The sequence below is a fragment of the Streptomyces sp. HP-A2021 genome (assembly GCF_022807935.1).
Classification (GTDB): Bacteria; Actinomycetota; Actinomycetes; order Streptomycetales; family Streptomycetaceae; genus Streptomyces; species Streptomyces afghaniensis.
Genome location: NZ_CP094344.1, coordinates 8,080,807 through 8,099,925, shown reverse-complemented (window position 1 = coordinate 8,099,925; position 19,119 = coordinate 8,080,807). Strand labels below are relative to the sequence as shown.

General features: G+C 72.8%; 14 protein-coding genes. 7 read left to right on the top strand and 7 right to left on the bottom strand.

What is annotated here, in order from left to right; translation table 11 throughout:
- Positions 1-4: 4 nt before the first annotated feature.
- Genes MQE23_RS36640 through MQE23_RS36630 form a run of 3 tightly spaced genes read right to left on the bottom strand, consistent with a single transcriptional unit; the run spans position 5 to position 3,948 of the window.
- The gene (locus tag MQE23_RS36640; RefSeq protein WP_010046285.1) at positions 5-400 is read right to left on the bottom strand and encodes a DUF742 domain-containing protein; all 396 of its coding nucleotides are present in this window, start codon (positions 398-400) and stop codon (positions 5-7) included.
- A 9-nt stretch (positions 401-409) separates the two neighbouring features.
- Positions 410-844, bottom strand: coding sequence for a roadblock/LC7 domain-containing protein (locus MQE23_RS36635; RefSeq protein WP_020275952.1), 435 nt, complete (start codon positions 842-844; stop codon positions 410-412).
- Entirely contained in the window at positions 841-3,948 is a 3,108-nt protein-coding gene (locus tag MQE23_RS36630) for a nitrate- and nitrite sensing domain-containing protein (RefSeq protein ID WP_243381366.1), read from the bottom strand. The genes MQE23_RS36635 and MQE23_RS36630 overlap by 4 nt, the downstream gene beginning before the upstream one ends.
- A 402-nt stretch (positions 3,949-4,350) precedes the next feature.
- Between MQE23_RS36630 and MQE23_RS36625 the strand changes: the two genes are divergently transcribed.
- A complete protein-coding gene (locus MQE23_RS36625; RefSeq protein WP_279345202.1) occupies positions 4,351-4,926 on the top strand; it encodes a hypothetical protein in 576 nt (191 codons plus the stop codon).
- A gap of 146 nt (positions 4,927-5,072) precedes the next feature.
- Positions 5,073-6,641: an amino acid permease gene (locus MQE23_RS36620; protein WP_243381364.1), complete on the top strand. Its 1,569-nt coding sequence runs from the start codon at positions 5,073-5,075 to the stop codon at positions 6,639-6,641.
- Positions 6,642-6,691: 50 nt separating this feature from the next.
- Here the strand turns inward: MQE23_RS36620 and MQE23_RS36615 are convergent, their stop codons facing one another.
- From MQE23_RS36615 to MQE23_RS36600, 4 genes are read right to left on the bottom strand one after another with little or no spacing between them, the layout of a single operon-like run.
- Positions 6,692-11,329 (bottom strand): hypothetical protein, encoded by a 4,638-nt coding sequence (locus MQE23_RS36615; protein WP_243381363.1) that lies wholly within the window; start codon positions 11,327-11,329, stop codon positions 6,692-6,694.
- A gap of 34 nt (positions 11,330-11,363) precedes the next feature.
- A complete protein-coding gene (locus tag MQE23_RS36610; protein WP_243381362.1) occupies positions 11,364-12,245 on the bottom strand; it encodes a hypothetical protein in 882 nt (293 codons plus the stop codon).
- 31 nt (positions 12,246-12,276) lie between these two features.
- Entirely contained in the window at positions 12,277-13,803 is a 1,527-nt protein-coding gene (locus MQE23_RS36605; protein WP_020275959.1) for a hypothetical protein, read from the bottom strand.
- A 53-nt stretch (positions 13,804-13,856) separates the two neighbouring features.
- Positions 13,857-14,552, bottom strand: coding sequence for a GntR family transcriptional regulator (locus tag MQE23_RS36600; RefSeq protein ID WP_020275960.1), 696 nt, complete (start codon positions 14,550-14,552; stop codon positions 13,857-13,859).
- A gap of 170 nt (positions 14,553-14,722) precedes the next feature.
- Here MQE23_RS36600 and MQE23_RS36595 point away from each other — a divergent pair, with 170 nt between their 5' ends.
- Genes MQE23_RS36595 through MQE23_RS36575 form a run of 5 tightly spaced genes read left to right on the top strand, consistent with a single transcriptional unit; the run spans position 14,723 to position 19,119 of the window.
- Positions 14,723-16,024: an MFS transporter gene (locus MQE23_RS36595; RefSeq protein ID WP_037672341.1), complete on the top strand. Its 1,302-nt coding sequence runs from the start codon at positions 14,723-14,725 to the stop codon at positions 16,022-16,024.
- On the top strand, positions 16,021-16,854 hold the full coding sequence (locus tag MQE23_RS36590; RefSeq protein WP_243381361.1) for a putative hydro-lyase: 834 nt from the start codon (positions 16,021-16,023) through the stop codon (positions 16,852-16,854). Before MQE23_RS36595 ends, MQE23_RS36590 begins: the two co-directional genes overlap by 4 nt.
- A gap of 17 nt (positions 16,855-16,871) precedes the next feature.
- Positions 16,872-17,630 (top strand): 5-oxoprolinase subunit PxpA, encoded by a 759-nt coding sequence (locus MQE23_RS36585; RefSeq protein ID WP_020275963.1) that lies wholly within the window; start codon positions 16,872-16,874, stop codon positions 17,628-17,630.
- Positions 17,627-18,253 (top strand): allophanate hydrolase subunit 1, encoded by a 627-nt coding sequence (locus MQE23_RS36580; RefSeq protein ID WP_243381360.1) that lies wholly within the window; start codon positions 17,627-17,629, stop codon positions 18,251-18,253. The genes MQE23_RS36585 and MQE23_RS36580 overlap by 4 nt, the downstream gene beginning before the upstream one ends.
- On the top strand, positions 18,250-19,119 hold the full coding sequence (locus MQE23_RS36575) for a biotin-dependent carboxyltransferase family protein (protein ID WP_243381359.1): 870 nt from the start codon (positions 18,250-18,252) through the stop codon (positions 19,117-19,119). The genes MQE23_RS36580 and MQE23_RS36575 overlap by 4 nt, the downstream gene beginning before the upstream one ends.

The following is a 19,119-nucleotide window of genomic DNA, read 5'->3' as shown; positions in this document are numbered from 1 at the left end:
CCGCTCACAGCGCCCGGAGGCCGTTGATCACGTCGCGCAGAATACTCTCGTCCGGCAGTTCGGCAGGGGGTACGGGCCGGTTCACATGGACGAATTCCGCGTCCACGAGATCTCCGACAAGGACCCGTACCACCCCGATCGGCAGGTCGAGTTCCGCTGCGAGTTCGGCGACCGACTGCGGGACGTCACGACACAGTTCGACGATGTCCACATGCTCCGGGGAGAGCATGTGGTCCGCTTCCGGGTCGTCCGCGTGCGGTTCCGTGACCACGACCGCGATCAGGTCCAGGCGGTGCTGGCCCTGGCTGCTGGTGCGGCCGCGCGTCATGGCGTACGGACGGACGACCGGTCCGGCCTCGTCGTCGAACCAGTGGCTTCTTCCCTGACCGTCAGCGCTCATGTCATCCCACTACCCGCCTGCGGGCAGATCGGTGCGCGGAGCGGCACCCAGATGCACACCCACCCGCTTCACCAGGAGCGTCATCTCGTAGGCGACCTGACCGACGTCCGAGTCGGCGTCCGAGAGGACGGCGAGGCAGCTGCCGTCGCCGGCGGCCGTCACGAACAGGAAGGCGTCGTCGAGCTCGACGACCGTCTGACGGACGTTGCCGGCCTCGAAGTGGCGTCCCACGCCCTTGGCGAGGCTGTGGAACCCGGAGGCGACGGCGGCCAGGTGCTCGCTGTCCTCCCTGGTCAGGTCCCTGGACACTCCGGTCGGCAATCCGTCGCCGGAGAGCACGAGGGCCTTGCGGATGCTCGCGACGCGGTCCACCAGGTCGTCGAGGAGCCAGTTCAGCTCCCCCTTGTTGGCTGCGGTGTGGCCGGTGGCCTTCGGTGCGGTCATCGACCGTCCCCCTCTGTCGTTCCTTGTCGTGCTGTGCCGCTGTGGGCGGCGTCGCCCGCTGCGTTCTCCTCGCGGCCGCGCTTCCAGCCGCGCTGGAGCGAGGCCATACGGCTGCGTACTTCGTCGGCGTCGCGTTCGACGGGCTCGGCTCTGTCCTCCGTACGCGGCTCGGACCCCCGCTTCAGCTGCGGTGCCAGGTTGGCCTGGCGCACGCGCCGGGGCAGCGGCGCGGTGCCGGACCGAGGCTCGTTCGGTGCGGATCCGGGAGCCTGCCCCCGTCTTCCGGAGCCGGGAGTCGCCCCGGTCTCCCGGGGCGTGGCACCGGAGCCGGTCATCTGGCCCGCGGGCCCGCCGGTGGGCTCCGGCCCGAGGCCCGACCTACGGTCGAAGCCGTCTTGGCCGCTCGATGCGATCTCCGCGCGGCGTGTCCGCGTGGGGAGAGTGGGCGGCTCCGGCCCGGTGCCGGAGGAGACCGGTGATTCGGTGCGGTCGTCGTTCCGGCCGGCGGCGCCGATGCCGCGGCGGCCGGACTCCGCCCCACGACGGCGGGCAGGCAGGGGCGGCGGTGAGTCCGGCTGCTGGTTTTCGCCTCGCCGGCTGCCGGTCGAGGAGCCTTCGGTGCGGCGGCGGACCGGAAGCGCGGACGCGGGCTCCGGCCCGGACCGGCCCGTGGCCCCGCCGCTCACGGAGTCGTCGCCCTGGCGACGCGAAGGAAGCGGGGAGGTGCCGCCCGGCTCCGCTCGACCGGTGCCCGTGGTGCTCTCCTCGTCCGTCTTCCCTCGCCGGGGGCGCTGCTCGGTGACCGGGCGCCCGTGCGAGCTGACCAGCTTCGGGGTGTGGCGGCGCGGCAGCTGGACCGGGGCGTTCGGGTCGTCGTCGGTGTCGGTCCGGTCGTGTGCGCTGTGGGCGTCGGCTGCCTGGTGCGGACCGGGGCGTCGGCCGGCTGCCTCGTCCTGGGCGCGGGTGAGGGGCCGGGGGCGGAACAGGGCGCCGTGTTCGCTGTCCTCGTCATCGAGCGCGCCGGGGAAGTCGCCGATGGCGTCCAGGTCGACGGGCGCCTCCAGCTCCACCGGTCCGTCCAGGAGGGAGGCCGGCAGGCCGGGCCGTTGCGCGGGTCCCTGGGACAGCGCGGCGCGGCGGCTGTCCTGCGGCTCGCTCTCCTTGGCCAGCTGGGGGCGGTCGAGTCGGAAGCCGATGCCGTTCGTGTCCGGGACGTCGTCCGTCAGCAGGGCGTCCGGGATGAAGACGACCGCGGTCGTGCCGCCGTACGGGGAGGGCTGCAAGGAGACGCGGACGTTCTGTCGCTGGGCGAGACGGCTGACCACGAACAGGCCGAGCCGGTCGGTGTCGGACAGCGCGAACTCCGGGGTCTCGGCGAGCCGGAGGTTGGCGTCCAGGAGCGCTTCGGCGGCCATGCCGAGACCGCGGTCGTGGATCTCCAGGGTGAAGCCGTTGGCGACCCGCTCGCCCAGGACCTGGACGGCGGTGTGCGGCGGCGAGAAGACAGTGGCGTTCTCGAGGAGTTCCGCCACGAGATGCGTGATGTCGGCGACGGCCGGGCCGGTGACGGCGATACGCGGAAGGCGGCGGACCTCGATGCGCTCGTAGTCCTCGACCTCGGCCACGGCGGCGCGTACGACGTCCATGAGCTGGACGGGCTTTCGCCACTGCCGGGAGGGCGCGGCGCCGGAGAGGATCACGAGGCCCTCGGCGTGCCGGCGCATGCGGGTGGTCAGGTGGTCGAGACGGAACAGATCGGCGAGTTCCTCGGTGTCCTCGGTCCGGCGCTCCATGGCGTCGAGCAGGGTGAGCTGCTTGTGGAGCAGGACCTGGCTGCGCCGCGCGAGGTTGACGAAGACCTCGGAGACGCCGGCGCGCAGTTCGGCCTGCTTGACGGCGGCTTCGACGGCGGCGCGCTGAAGGGTGTTGAGGGCCTGGCCGACCTCGCCCATCTCGTTCTTGTCGTACTCCAGGCGCGGGACCTCGGTCTCCACGTCGACCTGCTCGCCCGCAGACAGCCTGCGCATCACGCTGGGCAGCCGCACTCCGGACGCCTCGTGGGCCTCCAGACGCAGCTGCCGCAGGTCACGGATGAGGGTGCGGCCGACGCGCACGGACAGGAAGAGGGAGACCAGGAGAGCGAGCAGGCCGAGCACGCCGGCGATGACAGCCTTGGCGATGACGCCCATGGCCACCGGTTCGACGCGGTTCTGATAGCGGTCGTTGGCTTGGTCGTTGAGCGTGCCGAGCTCGTCGAGCACGTTGCCGGCGGCGCTGTCCCAGCTCTTGGCGGTGACGCCACGCGGTGTTCCGTCGGCGGAGGAGAGGGCCGCTTCCTCGGCCACGCGCAGCGGAGCGGTGGAGGCGTTCTTCCAGAAGCTCTGGTAGCGGTCGCGTTCCGACACGGGCAGCAGCGGGAGGCTGGTGTCGTACATCAGGGTGCGCTGCGCCACGAGGTCGGAGATGTCGCGCTCTTCCGAGTGGGAGATCTCGCCGACGATCAGGGCGGAGCCGAGGAGGGCGTCCTCGCGGGAGAGCAGTTCACGGGCGCGGGCGAGATTGACCAGCGCGCGGTACTGCTTGTCCAGTTCCACGTTGTCGACGACGTGGAGGTTGGCGAGCAGGACGTAGCACGGGTCGACCAGCCTGTTGTAGAGGTCGAGGGCCTGGGAGCGGTTGACGGTGCCGTCCTCGACGCTGCGGCGCAGCGACTCGATGCCTTCGAAGGCGTCCAGGACCGCGGTCAGCCGCTCGTCGGTGTCCGCTCCCATCGCGTCGCGCACGTCCGGATTCCGGGCGTTCTCGCGGATGCCGCCGACGGCCTCGTCGGTGGCGGTCCGGCTGCGCCGGAGCGCGGCGAGCCCGTCGGAGGCACGGGGGTCGGCGAGGTAGACCAGGGTCTGACGGCGCTCCTCCTGGAGGACGCGGACGGTGTCCTCGATGGGGTAGCCGATCTTCTCCACCACGGACGACACGTTGAACAGGTCGCCCGCCTCACGTCCCGTGAGCACCGTGGCGAAGGCCCAGATCGCGGTCAGGGACACCAGCGGCACGAGAAGCAGCGCCACGATCTTCCGGCGGATGGACTTCCCGCGAAAGCGCATGGCCTCCCCCAGCTCGGGCCCCCGGGCCACCGGGGGTACACATGTGCGTCAACAAACGGCGCGAGCCTACTACCGACGCCCAGGGAACTCGAAGGCCGGTCCGGAAGATGAACTTCCGCGCCAGCCACGAGGCATGTGGAGTTGTCCGGGCATTGCGGGAGTTGTCTCCCCGAAACCGATGGTGGCCTCGTGGGTCAAGGCCCGTCGACCGCCTGGGCGGTTGGCTGAAATTTTTCGGTTTCCGGGAATCTTCGTGGGAGGTCGTTCGTCCTTCTCTACGGGAAATGGGGGCGGAATCGGCCACAGGAGCCGCATCCCGCACCTGGGCGGCGTAAAGCAGCGCAAGCCGGGCAGCCACTGGGGAACACGGGTCTTCGGATGCGAGCGAGCAGTCTGCTGGCGGTGGGGAGTGACACGGTGATGGGCACGGCGGAGCGGCGCGGGGCGCCCAGGGCGGGCGGGGTGCAAGTGACAGCGCATCAGGAAGCGACTGATCGCGACGATCCCGCTGACGAGGTGGAGAGCACGGCTCGAGAGGCGTCGGGCCCGGCTCGTGAGGTGGGCCGTGACGTGCGCGGGCAGCAGCACTACCGGCCCTTGTGGGTCGAGGAGCCGGCGCGGCGGCGCCGGTTGCCGGATCCGGTGCGGACGGCCGCCGTGCGGTCGGTGCTTCTCATCGCTCTGACGCTGCTTCAGGCCATGGTGGCCTTCCTGTGCACGATGGCCGGGTCGTGGCTGGCGTTCCCGATGGTGATCAGCAGCGTGGTCAGCACGATCGCGGCGACGTGGGGAGCGCTCGATGTGTGGGTGACGCGTCAGGTCTGGAACCAGCGCAACGGCGTGGTGTCCATGCCGAGCAGCACAGCACGCGCCCTGCGCCGCGAGCGCCGCCGGGCACGACGGCAGGCCCGCGCCGCCGAGCGGACGCAGGAGCGGATACGCCGACGGGGCGGGGCTGGGCAGTTGTCCCACTCGTGAGCATGGACGGGCAGTCGGCCCGCGTCTGAGTGACTGCGGAAGGGGTGGCTTCCTGCAGTCCATCTGGCGCAAGGCCGGTTCCACACCTCAGGGTTGGTTCGACTGATCAAACCCGCCCTGAGAGAACGCGCCTTGAGGAACCGCCCATGAGACCGACCGCGCAGTCCACAGAACCACACGGCAAGGACGACGCCGAACTCACCGAGTTCGGCTACAGACCCGAACTCAAACGCACCCTCGGCAACTTCCACACCTTCGCCGCCGGGATCAGCTACATCTCGATCCTGACCGGCACCTTCCAGCTGTTCTACTTCGGCTACGGCAGCGGCGGCCCCGCCTACTGGTGGTCGTGGCCGATGGTCTTCGTCGGCCAGTTCATGGTCGCCCTGTGCTTCGCGGAGCTCGCCGCCCGCTATCCCGTCGCGGGGTCCGTCTACAACTGGTCGAAGAGAATAGGCAATCCGCATCTGGGCTGGCTCGCCGGCTGGATGATGCTGATCGCCTCGATCGTGTCCATATCGGCCGTGGCACTGGCCTACCAATTGACGCTGCCGCAGATCTCGTCGTTCTTCCAGTTCGTGGGGGACGGCACGGGTACGTACGACGTGGCGACCAACGCGGTCATCCTGGCCGCGGTGTTGATCCTGTTCACCACCCTGGTGAACGCCTTCGGCGTCAAGTTGATGGCGACGATCAACACGGCGGGCGTGTTCATCGAGTTGATCGCCACTGTCGTGTTGATCGCCCTGTTCGCGGTCCACATCACGCGCGGCCCGCAGGTCGTGATGGAGACGCACGGCACCGGCGCCGGCTACGGCAACGGGTATCTCGGTGCCTTCCTGGTCGCCTCACTGGCCTCGGCGTACGTCATGTACGGTTTCGACACCGCGGCCTCGCTCGGCGAGGAGTCCCTGGACCCGACCCGGAACGCGCCGCGCGCGATCATCCGGGCCATCGTCGCCTCGTTCGTGCTCGGCGGCCTGATCCTGCTGCTCGCGCTGATGAGCGTCTCCAGCCTGAAGGGCGAGAAGCTGTCCACGGACGGCTTGCAGTACATCGTCCTGGACGTGCTGGGCCCGACGGCCGGCAAGGCGATGCTGTGGTGCGTGCTGATCGCGGTGACGGTGTGCGCCCTGGCCGTGCACACGGCGGCGGTCCGGCTGGCGTTCGCGATGGCCCGCGACAACAACCTGCCCGCGTCCTCGCGGCTGGCCAAGTGCCATCCGCGCTTCCAGACGCCGGTCCTGCCTACCGTGATCATCGGGATTCTCGCGCTGGCGATCCTGGTGGTCAACATCCGCCAGCCGCAGATCTTCACGGTCGTCACCAGCATCGGCATCATCATGATCTACCTCGCCTACCTGGGCGTCACGGTGCCGCTGCTGGTCGCGCGGCTGCGCGGCACGTGGCAGCCCGCGGGCGAGGGCCGGTTCTCGCTGGGCCGCTGGGGACTGCCGGTCAACATCGTGGCCGTGCTGTGGGGCGGAGCCATGACGCTGAACCTGATCTGGCCGCGGGCCGCGGTCTACAACGCAACGGCCCCCTACCACTGGTACCTGCGCTGGGGCGCGGTGCTGTTCGTCGCCGTCATCGCGGGCGGCGGCTTCGCCTACTACTGGTTCGTCCAGCGGCACCGGACCGGCGTGCTCGCCGAGCATCGTTCGGACGTCGGGGCCACCGCTCCCGCCGCCCCGGCGGCCGACAGCAGCACCTGACCGCGGTCGGCCGCGGGACCGTTGGGCCGGTCGCGCAGCTCCCCGCGCCCCTAAGACGGCGTGGACGCGGGGCGTTTGTACATCCTGGTCGCCGTGATCTCGCTGTGTACCGCCTCCCCCGCCTGGGGCTGCTGCGGCAGTCCCGGGCGGAGGTGTTCCTCGACGCTGATGTACTTGAGGCCGGCTCTCAGGTCGGCGTCGTTGCGCATGCGGATGACCAGGGGGAACTCGGCGAGCGCCGTGGTGTCGAACAGGCCCGTGGTGTAAAGGAGCTGGACGCCCAGGGCGTCCGACACCGCCCGCTGGAGTTCCAGCAGGTACGTGGCGTTGGCGCGGCCGATGGGGTTGTCGAGGAACAGCGTGCCGGCGTGCCGGTGTTTGTCACGGCCCCGGTCGTTCGAGCGCAGCGCGGCCATCGTGCAGTACAGGGCGATGGCGGCGGTGAGGAGCTGGCCGCCGGAGAAGACGTCGCCCATCTGGCCGACGGGGACGCGCTCGGCGCGCAGCACCGCGTCGGGCTTGAGGATCTCGACGGCGACGCCCTTGGGCTGGAGTGCCGCCGAGACGCCCCGCAGCAGCAGGGACATGCCGTCCCGCCGCAGGTCCGAGTTCTTCTTGACGGCGGCCCGGGTCGCCTCGTCGATGACCTCGCCCAGCCGCTCGGTGAGCGTGGCCTGGTCGGGCTCCTCGAAGCGGATGCGCAGGAACTCCTGTCCCGACCACTCGCCGAGGCCCTCCGGAAGGCGGGAGAGCCGCTGGGCGGAGCGCAGGGTGGCCAGGGCCGACTCGACCAGGCCGCGCAGCCGGTCCACGATCGAGTCGCGGTTGCGCTCCAGCTGCTCCAGCTCGTCCGTCAGGACCCGGAGCCGCGGCGCGAAGGCGTCGGCCCACTTCTGGGCGTGTTCGGGCAGTGCGGAGGCGGGCAGTTCGCGGATCTGCTGCCGTGCCGGGGTGCGGACCTGCTCGTAGCGCGTGGAGTTGGCGTGCCGGACGAGGATGTCACTGGCCTCACGGACGGCGGCCTCCGCGGCGGACAGGTCGGCGGCACAGCCGCGCAGGGAGCGGCGGGCCTCGGCGGCCGACTGCCGGGCCTCCTCCGGGCTGCCGGGGTATGGCTCGGTCTCCTCCTGCTCCTCCTCCGTGGTGTGCTCGCGCAGCAGGTCGCGGAGCATGGCGGCGATCTCGTCGAAGCCGCTCGCCGCGTCCTCGGCGGCGCGGTGGGCGTCGAGGAGCTCGGCGTGCGCCTCGCGGGCTTGGTTCAGCGCCTCGGTGTGGGAGGCGAGTTCGGCCGTGGCCGTGCGCAGCAGGGCCTGCGCGTGCTCGGCGTCGCGCGGCCGGCGGTCCTCGGGCAGGTCGGTGTGCGCCTCGCCGTCCTCGGGCGCGAGCCGTTCGGCCTCGCCGCGCAGCCGCCCGAGCTGCTCGCTCGCGCTCGACATGCGGGTCTCCAGGAGCTGCACCAGCTCCTCGGCACGGGCGGCGGCGGCCTGGCGGCTGGGTCCGTCGGAGCCGTCGGGGGATTGAAGGAGCTGCTCCGCGCGCGTGCGGACCTTGTTGCTCAGCCGGTCCAGCTCCGCGCGGGCCGCGCTCTCGTCGCTCTCCGCGCGGGCTTGCTCGGCCCGCAGGTCGGCGCCGACGCCGACCTTCTCGTACAGCTGCGACGCCGCCCGGTAGGCCTCGCGCAGGGCAGGCAGGGAGGCCTTCGGGGTCTGGGCGTCGTCCTCGGGTACGTCGTCGGGGGCGCCGGCGATCTCGGAGCGCTCGGCGCGCAGCGCGCGGGCGGTGCGGCGGGCGTCGTCGGCGGCGCGCTGGGCGGCCCGCCGGTCCTCGTCGGCGGCCCGGGCCCGCTCCAGGCAGGCCTGGGCGCTCGCCTCGGCCTCGGCTGCCTCGTCGGCCAGTTCACGCAGCTTGACCTGCCAGCCGGCCCGCTCACGGAGGCGGAAGGCGAGTCCGGCGAGGGCGTCGGCGGAGCGGCGGGCCTTCTGGGCGGCTTCCTGCCGCTCGTCCCGGACGCGTGCGGCCTCGGTGGCGGCCTCGTCGGCCTCCGCGCGCACGGTGCGCGCCTCGGCCAGCTCGGCTTCCGACTCCTCGGCGAACGCGCGGGTGTCGTGAGCCGCCTGCGCCAGTTCGGCCAGCCGGCCGGCCGGGCAGCCGGTGCGCCAGGAGGCGAGCCGGGCGGCCAGTTCCCGGTCCTTGCCGAGCCGGGCGGCGAGCGTGCGGATCTCCTCGTCCCGCTCGGTCGCTCGGGCGCGCAGCGCCTGGCGCTCCTCGTCTGCGGCGTGCTCGTCGTGCATGGCCGGGTTCGGCGGGACGAGGAACACGTCACCGCTGTCGGTGTCCGGGGCGGGGGTCGGGGCGAGCAGAGCGGCGGCCGTGCCGACCGCCACGGCGGAACGGGGCAGCAGAGCCGCGTCGCCCAGCGCCTCCCGGGCGCGTGCGTGGGAGTCCGGGTCGGTGATGATCACGCCGTCGACCAGTTCGGGCCGGGCGGCCAGCACGCGCGCGTGGTCGGCCGGGTCGACGGCCTGGGCGAGGTAGCGCCAGCCGGGCAGCGCGGGGATGCCGTGCTCGCCGAGGAACTCGACCGTGGCCAGCACGTCCGGGCCGGGCGGCAGCAGCCCGCCGTCACCGAGCGCGCCGAGGATCCGGGAGTCGTCGGCGGCGGCCGTACGCAGGTCGAACAGCTGCCGTTCGGCGGAGCCGACGGCGTCGTCGAGCAGTTCGCGCAGGTCGTCGGCGAAGCGGTCGAGCTCCTCGGGGCTGAGCCCCTGCTCGCCGGGGACGGGCCGGGTGGCCGGCTCGCTGTCCGCGTCGTGGCGGGGCTGCGGGATGCCCGGGCGGGTCTCGGGAGTCAGGCTGAGCAGTTCCGCCAGCCGCTCCTCCCCCGCCAGTGCCTCGGCGGTGCGGCGCTCGGCCTCGTACGACCGCTCGGCGGCCGTCGCCGCGTCCGCCGCGCGGGCCGCGGTCAGTTCCGCGCGGGTCTCGGCGGCGGCGGCTTCGCGCGCGTGCTCGGCGGCCCGGTGGGACGCCTCACGGGCCGAGTCCCAGGCCGCGACGGCGGTCTTCTCGGCGTCGCTGGCGGCGAGGGCCGCCCGGGCCGGGTCGGCGTCGGGCGCGCTGTCGTCGAGCCAGCCGGCCCGGACCGCCTCGGCGGTCTCCTGCTCGACCTCGGCGAGGCGCTGCTTGAGGTGCCCGACCTCGCTGCGGGCCCGCTGCGCCTGTGTGGCAGCGGCGGTGGAGTCCCGGTAGGCGGCGTCGCTGACCTCCTGGAGGGCGGCGGAGCGCTCCTCCTCCTCGTTCGCGTGGTTCTCGGCGCTCTCCGCGGCCGCGTGCAGGGCCCGTACGAGGTCGACGGCGGCCTTGGAGCGGGCGGCCAGGGCCGGGGCGGCGTCGCGCTCCGCCTCCTGGATCGCGGCGGACACGCGGGCGACGCGGTCGGCGGCGGCGCGGTGGCGCAGTACGGCCTCGGCGGCCTGCCAGGCGGAGTACAGCGTGCGGGCGTCGGCGAGCTCGCGCTTCTGCGCGGCGGCGGACTTCTCGGCCGCGGCGAGGGCCAGCGAGGCGTGCCGGTAGGCCAGTTCGGCGGAGATCAGCGCGCTGCGCTCGCGGGCCGCCTCGGCGTGGGTGACGGCATACGCGGCGGCGGTGACCCGCTGGGCCAGGTCGGCGGCCCGGGCCCGCTCCTGCACGCCGCGCGCGGACAGTCTGCGGGCCAGGGTCCGGGTACGGCGCTCGGCTCCGGCGTGGATGTCACGCGCGCGTGAGCGGGCCTCGGCGGCCTCGACGATCCGTCCGAGCAGGTCGACGGACCCGGCGGTGAAGTCGCGTTCGGCGATCAGCTCGGCGCGCCGGCCCAGCTTGTTGCCGAAGCCGCTGACCAGGTCGGCGAGCCCGTCGGTGTCACGCGTGTCGGTGACGGCGCGCAGCAGCAGGTCGGTGAAGTCGGCGTCCTTCTTGACCGCGAAGAGGCCTGCGGCTTCACCCTCGTCGGCGTTCATCTCCCGCTGGTAGCGGAAGAGTTCGGGGTCGAGGCCGAGGTCGCCGAGGTGCTCGATCCAGCGGTCGTGGATCTCCTCCCAGTGCACCTCCAGGTGCGGGTACGTCTTGCCCGCCTCCATGAGGGCGTCGCGGAAGCCCTTCATCGTGCGACGCCGGCCGCGCGCGCCCGACTGGCCCTCGACCGGGGCCCGTACGGCGGTGGACTCGGCCACGGGGAGGTTGTCGAGGCTCAGTCCGGGCCCGGGCCGGAAGGAGTACCAGGCCTCGGCGAACTTGCGCGGGTCGTTGGAGACCTGCCGGCCGCGCCACTCGCTGACCTTGCCGACGACGACGCACTCGCCGGTCAGCACGTGCTGCCACTCCAGCGCGACATGGCCGCAGTCGTCGGCGAGCAGGAACTTGCGCAGCACACCGGAGCTGGCGCCGCCGAGGGTGTTGCGGTGTCCCGGCAGCATCACGGAGAAGATCAGCTTGAGCAGCACCGACTTGCCGCCGCCGTTCTCCAGGAAGAGCACGCCCGCGGGCGCGGGCCGGCGCGGCGGGCCGACGGGCTCCTCCTCGAAGAACTCCGCCTGCGTGGGGGCGGGGTCGGGCACGGGCTCGCCCACACCGCGCAGGTCAAGCACGGTGTCGGCGTAGCGCGCACCGGCGGGCCCGATGGAGTAGAGGCGGACCCGGGACAGCTCGTACATGGCGGACTTTCGTAAGGCTTCGTGGGGTGGGGGTTCAGGAGGAGTGGAACGGCAGCCCGGCGTCGGCGACCAGGTCCAGGTCGTCGCTCTCCTCGGGGGGCAGCAGCGTCGGGGTGCCGTCGGTGACCGGGACGACGCCCAGCTCCAGCAGCTCGGCCAGGGCGGCGCTGCCGGCCATGTCGCGGACCTGGAGCTGGTAGCGGGCGGTCGTGCGGTACGTGCCGCCGTTGTCGTCGCCGGTGCGCTGGAGGAAACCGGAGTCGGTGAGGAACGCGACGGCCTTGGCGACGATGCCGGTGGTCGAACCGGCGAGCCGGCGCGCGTCCTTGGTGGCCCCGGTGGAGCTGCGTCGCACCCAGATCCGCCAGGCGGCCTCCAGACCTGGCGCGTCGGTGGCCGGGTCGGTGTTCTCGCCCTGTTCGGCGGCGCGCTCCTCCAGGCGGCGGCAGGCCTGGCGGACGAAGGCGTCGACGCCGTTGACCGTGACGCGGCCGATGTAGCCGTCGTCGGCGAGGTCCTCGGGGCGCGGGAACGCCATGGCGGCGACGGCGAGATGGGCGAGCCCGTGCAGGAACCGGTCGCCGCCGTCGGCGGACGTACGACGCGCGTAGTCGCCCATGCGGACGGCGAACACCGAGTCCTCGGCGGCGGTCACGGCCATGCCCGCGCGCGGGGACACCTCCAGCACGATCAGCCCCAGCCCGGTCGCCACGGCGTCGGCGAGCCGCGCGAAGGGCGGGTCCTCCCGGTACCGCCGCAGCAGGTCCGCGTACTCCTGGTCGCGTGCGGGCTGGAGCTTGGGCTGCAGCCCGAAGGACACGAGCCGAGCCGCGTCGGCGGCGTCGGCGGGAGTGACGGCGGCCGAGGCCGTCGGGGCCGGGACTTCCGGCTCACTCCACTCGACTTGCTCGCTCACGGTCGGGACTCCTTGTGCCACTTGTACTGACTCATGCTGCTTCCGTCCGGTCCGCCGCCATCCCCGCCGCGTCCAGCAGCGCGGTACCGACGATCAGATCCGCCCCGCCGAACTCCGGATCATCGAGCTCGGTCCCGTCGTCCACGGCGAACAGCAGCTTCTGCTCGCCCTGGCGATAGGCGGTACCGACCGGCGGACTGGCCGCGTGCACCGCCAACAGGGCCACGAGATACGGCAGCTCGGGATCCTGGCGCCGGGCCTCGGCCAGCAGTCCGGACAACCGGCGCGGCGCATCCGCCGGCAGGTCGAGCAGCTCCTGCGCGGCCGCCATCTGCTCCTCGCTGAACCGGCTGTCGTCGGGCGTGGCGATGAGGTCCGGCTCGGGCATCTCCGCACCCAGGTGCTCCCGCTCCACCGGCGGCGTCAGCAGTATGTCGACCAGGTCCCCGACCCGGACGGACACCGGCGTACGCAACCCGGTGCCGTGCCCGAAGAACGCGTCCGTGACCCGCACGGCCTGCTCCAGCGGCAGCGGCAGGACGGGCGAGACGAGATGCCCGTAGAGGTCGATCCCCGAGGCGGTCGCCGGCGTGGCGAAGGCCTGCCGGTCCTGCTCGGCGCGGAACAGCGGACCGGCCTCGAGCAGCCGGGACTGCAACTGGGTGTGCCGCCGGATGCAGTCCTTGACGATGTCGACGAGCTCGGCGGCGCGGCGCTTGTGCTCGGGCTCCTCGGACTCGTCGCGGGCCTTGCGGATGTTCGTGAGGATCGCGTTCTCGTGGCGGTAGCGGTCGGCCACGTGCTCCAGGGCCTCGGCGATCATGTCGGGCACGGTGGTGAGCCAGTCCACCGCGCGCACGTTGCGCCGGGTCGCGTCCAGCGCGCGGCGCAGGGTCTCCGAGTACTGCACGGTGCGGTAGCGGGCCTGTTCGGCCGCGAGCTGGGCGTCGGCGAGCCGGCCGCGGCTGATCAGCACCTCCAGCTTGACCTCGGCGGCGATCTGTGCGCTGGTGACGTCCGTGTCGAGGGCGCCGACGAGGACGTTGACCGCCTCGTCCGTCGTCCGCAGGTAGACCGTGCCGCCCGGGCCCGGGACCTCCTCGATCAGCTTGAAGTCGTAGTCACGGCGCACATACGTGCCGTCCGCCCCGAACGTGCCGTACACCGCGCGGAAGCCGCGGTCGACGCTGCCGACGTTGATCAGGTTCTCCAGGACCCAGCGGGCCACCCGCTCGTGCTCGGCGGCGGGCCGCTGCGGGGCCTGGGCGGCGATGCGCGGGATGAGGCGGGCGACGATCTGGTCGTGGTCCGCGCCCGTGTCGAAGTCCATGTTGAGGGTGACGAGGTCGATGGCCGCGAGGGCGACCTCCGCCATGCCGTACACCGAGTACTCACCGGCGAGGTTGGCCTTGCGCGCGTCGAGGTCGTGCAGCGGCGCGGTGCAGGCGAGCGCGCGCAGGCGGCGCGCCAGGCCCTCGTCGGCGGCCGGCCCCGGGGCGGGGCGCGGCCCCGCGCTGAGCTGGGGCGGAACGCTGTCCGTCGATGCAGGCGAAGTCACGGTGCACAGACTAGGTCCTGGGTCTGACAACGACCCAAACGACGTGGGCCTCGTCAGCCGTCCTCGCCGACCCGCCGCCGGTACACCTCGACGACCCGTTCCAGCGAGTCGTCGAGGTAACCGGCGAGCAGACGCTCGGCCTTGTCCCGGTCCCCCGCCTGAAGCGCCTCAAGAATCGTGATATTTCGTGCGATGTACGGCTCGTGCAACTGCTGCGGTTCATCCACCACGTGGAACGCGAGGCGCAGTTCGGCGAACACACTCCGCATCAACTCGGCGGTGCGCTCGCTCGCCGCGAGGGCGACCAGCTCCCGGTGGAAGTGGATGTTGGCCGTGCCCACCCCCTTCCAGTCGCCTTCCCGCGCCGCCTGCCGGCCCTCCTGCACGGCACCGGCGAGCCCGTCGAGGCCGTACGGCGGCTCGCCGAGACCGCGCACGACGGCACACTCGACGAGCCTCCGGGTGCGGTAGATGTCCTCGACGTCCTCGACGGTCAGGACCCGGACGAAAACGCCCCGGTTCAGCTCGTGGACGAGCAGGCGTTCGTGCGTGAGCAGCCGGAACGCCTCGCGCAGCGTGTTGCGGGAGACGCCGAGCGCGCCGCCGATGCTGTCCTCCGACAGCCGGGTGCCGGGCGGGAAGTAGCCCTCGGCGATCCGGCTCCTGAGGATGTCCGAGACGCGTTCGGCGGTGCTGGTGCGACCCAGGAGAGCCCGGTCGTCGGAGAGGTCCCTCAGCTGCTCTGCCATGCCGGAATTCAATCGCAGATTTCAAGAACGAACCAACATAGGTATTGAGGGATCGTTGAACAATCCTCTACGGTGCTGGGCACGGCTCGCCCCCGAAGCGGCCGGGCTCACTCTCAGAGCACCCCCACTGCTCAGTCCGAAGCACCCTCCGTCCCCCCTTCGAGGTGCCCATGAGCACGACTCCTCCACCGCAGGCCCTGACCGACGACACGCGCCACGCGGCGGCCGAACACACCACCGGTGACGGTGCGTTCGGCTGGCTGCGCGCCCTGGGGCCGCGCGGCCGGCGCGCGTTCGCCGGTGCCTTCGGCGGCTATGCCCTGGACTCGTACGACTACTTCACGCTGCCGCTGAGCATGGTCGCGCTCTCCGCCTATTTCGGGCTGAGCAGCGGCCAGACCGGCCTCTTCACGACGGTCACCCTGGTGGTCTCGGCGATCGGCGGCGCCCTCGCGGGCGTCCTCGCGGACCGCATCGGCCGGGTGAAGGCGCTGATGCTCACGGTGATCACCTACGCGGTCTTCACCGTCGCCTGCGGCTTCGCGCCCAACTACGAGACCCTGCTGGTCTTCCGCGCCCTCCAGGGCCTCGGGTTCGGCGGCGAGTGGGCGGTCGGCGCGATCCTGGTCGCCGAGTACGCGAGCGCCAGGCACCGGGGCCGCACCCTCGGCGCGATCCAGAGCTCCTGGGCCGTGGGCTGGGGCATGGCCGTGATCGCCTACACCGTCATCTTCTCGGTGGCCGGCGACGATCTGGCCTGGCGCATCATGTTCTGGACCGGGGCGCTGCCCGCGCTGCTCGTCATCTGGGTGCGGCGCAGTGTGCACGACGCGCCCGAGGCGGCGGCCGCTCGTGAACAGAGCGCGGAGAAGGGCTCGTTCACGGCGATCTTCAAGCCCGGCCTGCTGCGGACGACCGTCTTCGCGGTGCTGCTCTCGACCGGTGTCCAGGGCGGCTACTACACGCTCGCCACCTGGGTGCCCACCTACCTCAAGTCCGAGCGCGACCTGTCGGTCGTCGGCACCGGCGGCTATCTGACGTTCCTGATATCGGGTGCCTTCATCGGCTATCTGACGGGCGGTTACCTCACCGACAAGCTGGGCCGGCGGCGCAACATCTGGCTCTTCGCCCTGCTGTCGGCGATCTGCATCCTGGCGTACGCGAACATCCCGAGCGGCGCCAACACCCTGATCCTGGTGCTCGGTTTCCCGCTCGGGTTCTGCATGTCGGCGATCTTCAGCGGCTTCGGCTCGTACCTGAGCGAGCTGTACCCGACGGCGGTGCGCGGCACGGGACAGGGCTTCACGTACAACACCGGGCGCGCGGTGGGTGCCGTCTTCCCGACGACGGTCGGTTTCCTGGCCGACAGCTGGGGTGTGGGCGGCGCGCTGGTCTTCGGGGCGATCGGCTACGGCATCGCGGCGCTGGCGCTGCTCGGGCTGCCGGAGACGCGCGGGAAGGAGCTCACATGAACCGCACGAGCACCGAGACCGGGGACCGTCCCGTCGTCCTCGTCGACGAGCACGCGCGCGCGTGGAACCCGGAAACGGCCCGGGCCCGCTTCCGGGAGGGCCTGACGGGCCCCACCGCCGGTGTCGCTGCGGGCCACACCCAGGCCAACCTGATCTCGGTGCCCGCCGACTGGGCCTACGACATGCTGCTGTTCTGCCAGCGCAACCCCAAGCCCTGCCCGGTCCTCGACGTCACGGACGCGGGGTCCTGGACCACCGTGCTCGCTCAGGGCGCGGACCTGCGCACCGACCTGCCGCGCTACCGGGTGTGGCGGGACGGCGAGCTGGTGGACGAGCCGGCGGACGTGCGCGCGTACTGGCGGGACGACCTGGTGTCGTTCCTGATCGGGTGCAGCTTCACCTTCGAGTGGGCGCTGAGCGAGGCGGGCGTTCCGATCCGCCACGTCGAGCAGGGCCGCAACGTCCCGATGTACGTCACCGGCCGGCAGTGCCGTCCGGCAGGGCGGCTGCACGGACCGATGGTGGTGTCCATGCGGCCGGTGCCGCCGGAGCACCTGGCGGCGGCGATCCGGGAGAGCGGTCTGCTGCCGGCGGTGCACGGCAGCCCCGTGCACTGCGGCGATCCCTCGGGGCTCGGCATCGAAGACCTCGGCCGCCCCGACTTCGGCGACCCGGTGGCCGCCGAGCCGGACGACATCCCGGTGTTCTGGGCCTGCGGTGTGACCCCGCAGGCGGCCGTGATGGCCTCGCGCCCGCCGTTCGCCCTCACACACGCCCCCGGGCAGATGTTCCTCACCGACGCCCGCGACGAGCAGTACCGCGTGGCCTGACAGGAGGCACTGGATTCATGGCCTGCATCGACCTGAACGCCGACCTCGGCGAGGGCTTCGGCCGCTGGCGGCTCACCGACGACGAACGGCTGCTGTCGGTCGTCACCAGCGCCAACGTGGCGTGCGGCTTCCACGCCGGGGACGCGGCCACCATGCGCCGGGTGTGCGAGCTGGCGGCCGAGCGCGGCGTGCGGATCGGCGCCCAGGTGTCCTACCGGGACCTGGCCGGGTTCGGACGGCGCGCGATGGACGTGCCGTCCGCCGAGCTGGCGGCCGAGGTGGCCTACCAGATCGGTGCCCTGGAGGTCTTCGCCCGCGCGGCGGGCGCCCGCGTGGCCTACGTGAAACCGCACGGCGCGCTCTACAACCGGGTCGTGCACGACGAGGAGCAGGCCGCCGCGGTCGTCGACGGCGTGCTCCTCGCGGACGCCACCCTGCCCGTGCTCGGCCTGCCCGGCTCGCGCCTGCTGGAACACGCCGGGAAGGCCGGGCTGCCGGTCGTCACGGAAGCGTTCGCGGACCGGGCGTACACCGACGCGGGCACGCTCGTGCCGCGCACCCTGGAGGGCGCCGTGATCACCGACCCCGACACCGTCGTGGAACGGTCGCTCGGCATGGCCCGCTCCGGCGAGGTCGTCTCCCACTCGGGGACCCGGATCGAGGTACGCGCGCGTTCCCTGTGCCTGCACGGCGACACACCCGGCGCGGTGGAGCTGGCACGCCGGGTACGGGAGCGGCTGGAGGCGTCGGGCGTCCGGGTGGAGGCCTTCGTATGAAAGTCCTGCCCGTCGGCGAGGACGCCCTGCTCGTCGAGGTCTCCTCGGGCGACGAGGCCCAAGCCCTGCACGCCGAGCTGCTGCGACGCCGCGCGGAGGGCTCGCTGTCGGCCCGCGAGATCGTGCCCGCGGCCCGCACGGTCCTCCTCGACGGCCTCGACGCCCCCGCCCGGGTGGCCGCCGAACTGACCGCCGCCGAGCTGCCGCCCGCTCCCCCACGCGCGCGTGCCGTGGTCGAGCTCCCGGTGCGCTACGACGGACCGGACCTGGCCGACGTCGCCTCGCACTGGGGCGTGCCGGAGCGTGAGGTCGCCCGCATCCACGCGGGGACGGAGTTCCGGGTCGCCTTCTGCGGCTTCGCCCCCGGCTTCGGCTACCTCACCGGGCTGCCGCCTCGCTACGACGTGCCGCGCCGGGCCACCCCGCGCACGGCCGTCCCGGCGGGTTCCGTGGCGCTGGCGGGCCCGTACACGGGCGTGTACCCGCGCTCGTCGCCGGGCGGCTGGCAGCTGATCGGCACGACGGACGCCGTCCTGTGGGACCACGCGCGCGTACCGGCCGCGCTGCTGTCGCCGGGCACGCGCGTGCGGTTCGTCCCCGTCGAGCCGGTGGGGCAGCCGTGAGCGATCGTGCGCTCGCCGTCGTACGGGCCGGGGCCCTGACCACCGTGCAGGACCTGGGGCGCCCCGGGCACACCCACCTCGGCGTGCCCCGCTCCGGGGCACTGGACGGTCCCGCGGCGGGCCTCGCCAACCGGCTGACGGGCAACCCGCCCGGGGCGGCCGTGCTGGAGACGACCGTCAACGGCTGTGCCGTGCGCCCCCGTTCCACCGTCACCGTGGCCGTGGCGGGCGCGCCCTGCCGGGTCACGGTGGACGGACGGCCCGTCGCCTGGGGTGCGCCGGTGCGCGTGCCCGCCGGGGCGCTGCTGGACGTCGGACCCGCCGTGTCGGGCCTGCGCAGCTACGTGGGCGTCTCCGGGGGCATCGCCGTCGAGCCGGTGCTCGGCAGCCGCTCGACCGACCTGCTGTCGGGGCTCGGCCCGCCCCCTCTCACGGACGGCACGGTGCTTCCCCTGGGCCGGCCGACAGGCGTACACACGCGCGTGGACGTCGCCCCACAGCCGGCGCCACCGGCCGAACTGGTCCTGCGGGTGACACTCGGACCGCGCGACGGCTGGTTCACGCCGGAGGCCGTACACACCTTCGTCTCGCGTCCCTACCGGGTGTCCCCGGCGAGCAATCGCATCGGGCTGCGCACCGAGGGGGCCGCCCTGGAGCGGGCCCGGCCCGGGGAACTCCCCAGCGAGGGCATGGTGCTGGGCGCCGTCCAGGTCCCGCCCGACGGCAGGCCGGTGGTGTTCCTCGCCGACCACCCGACCACCGGGGGCTATCCGGTGATCGCGGTGGTCCGCGCCGCCGACCTCGCGGCCGCCGCCCAGGCGGTTCCGGGCACGCCGGTCCGCTTCGTGGCCGTACGACGCCGCTGA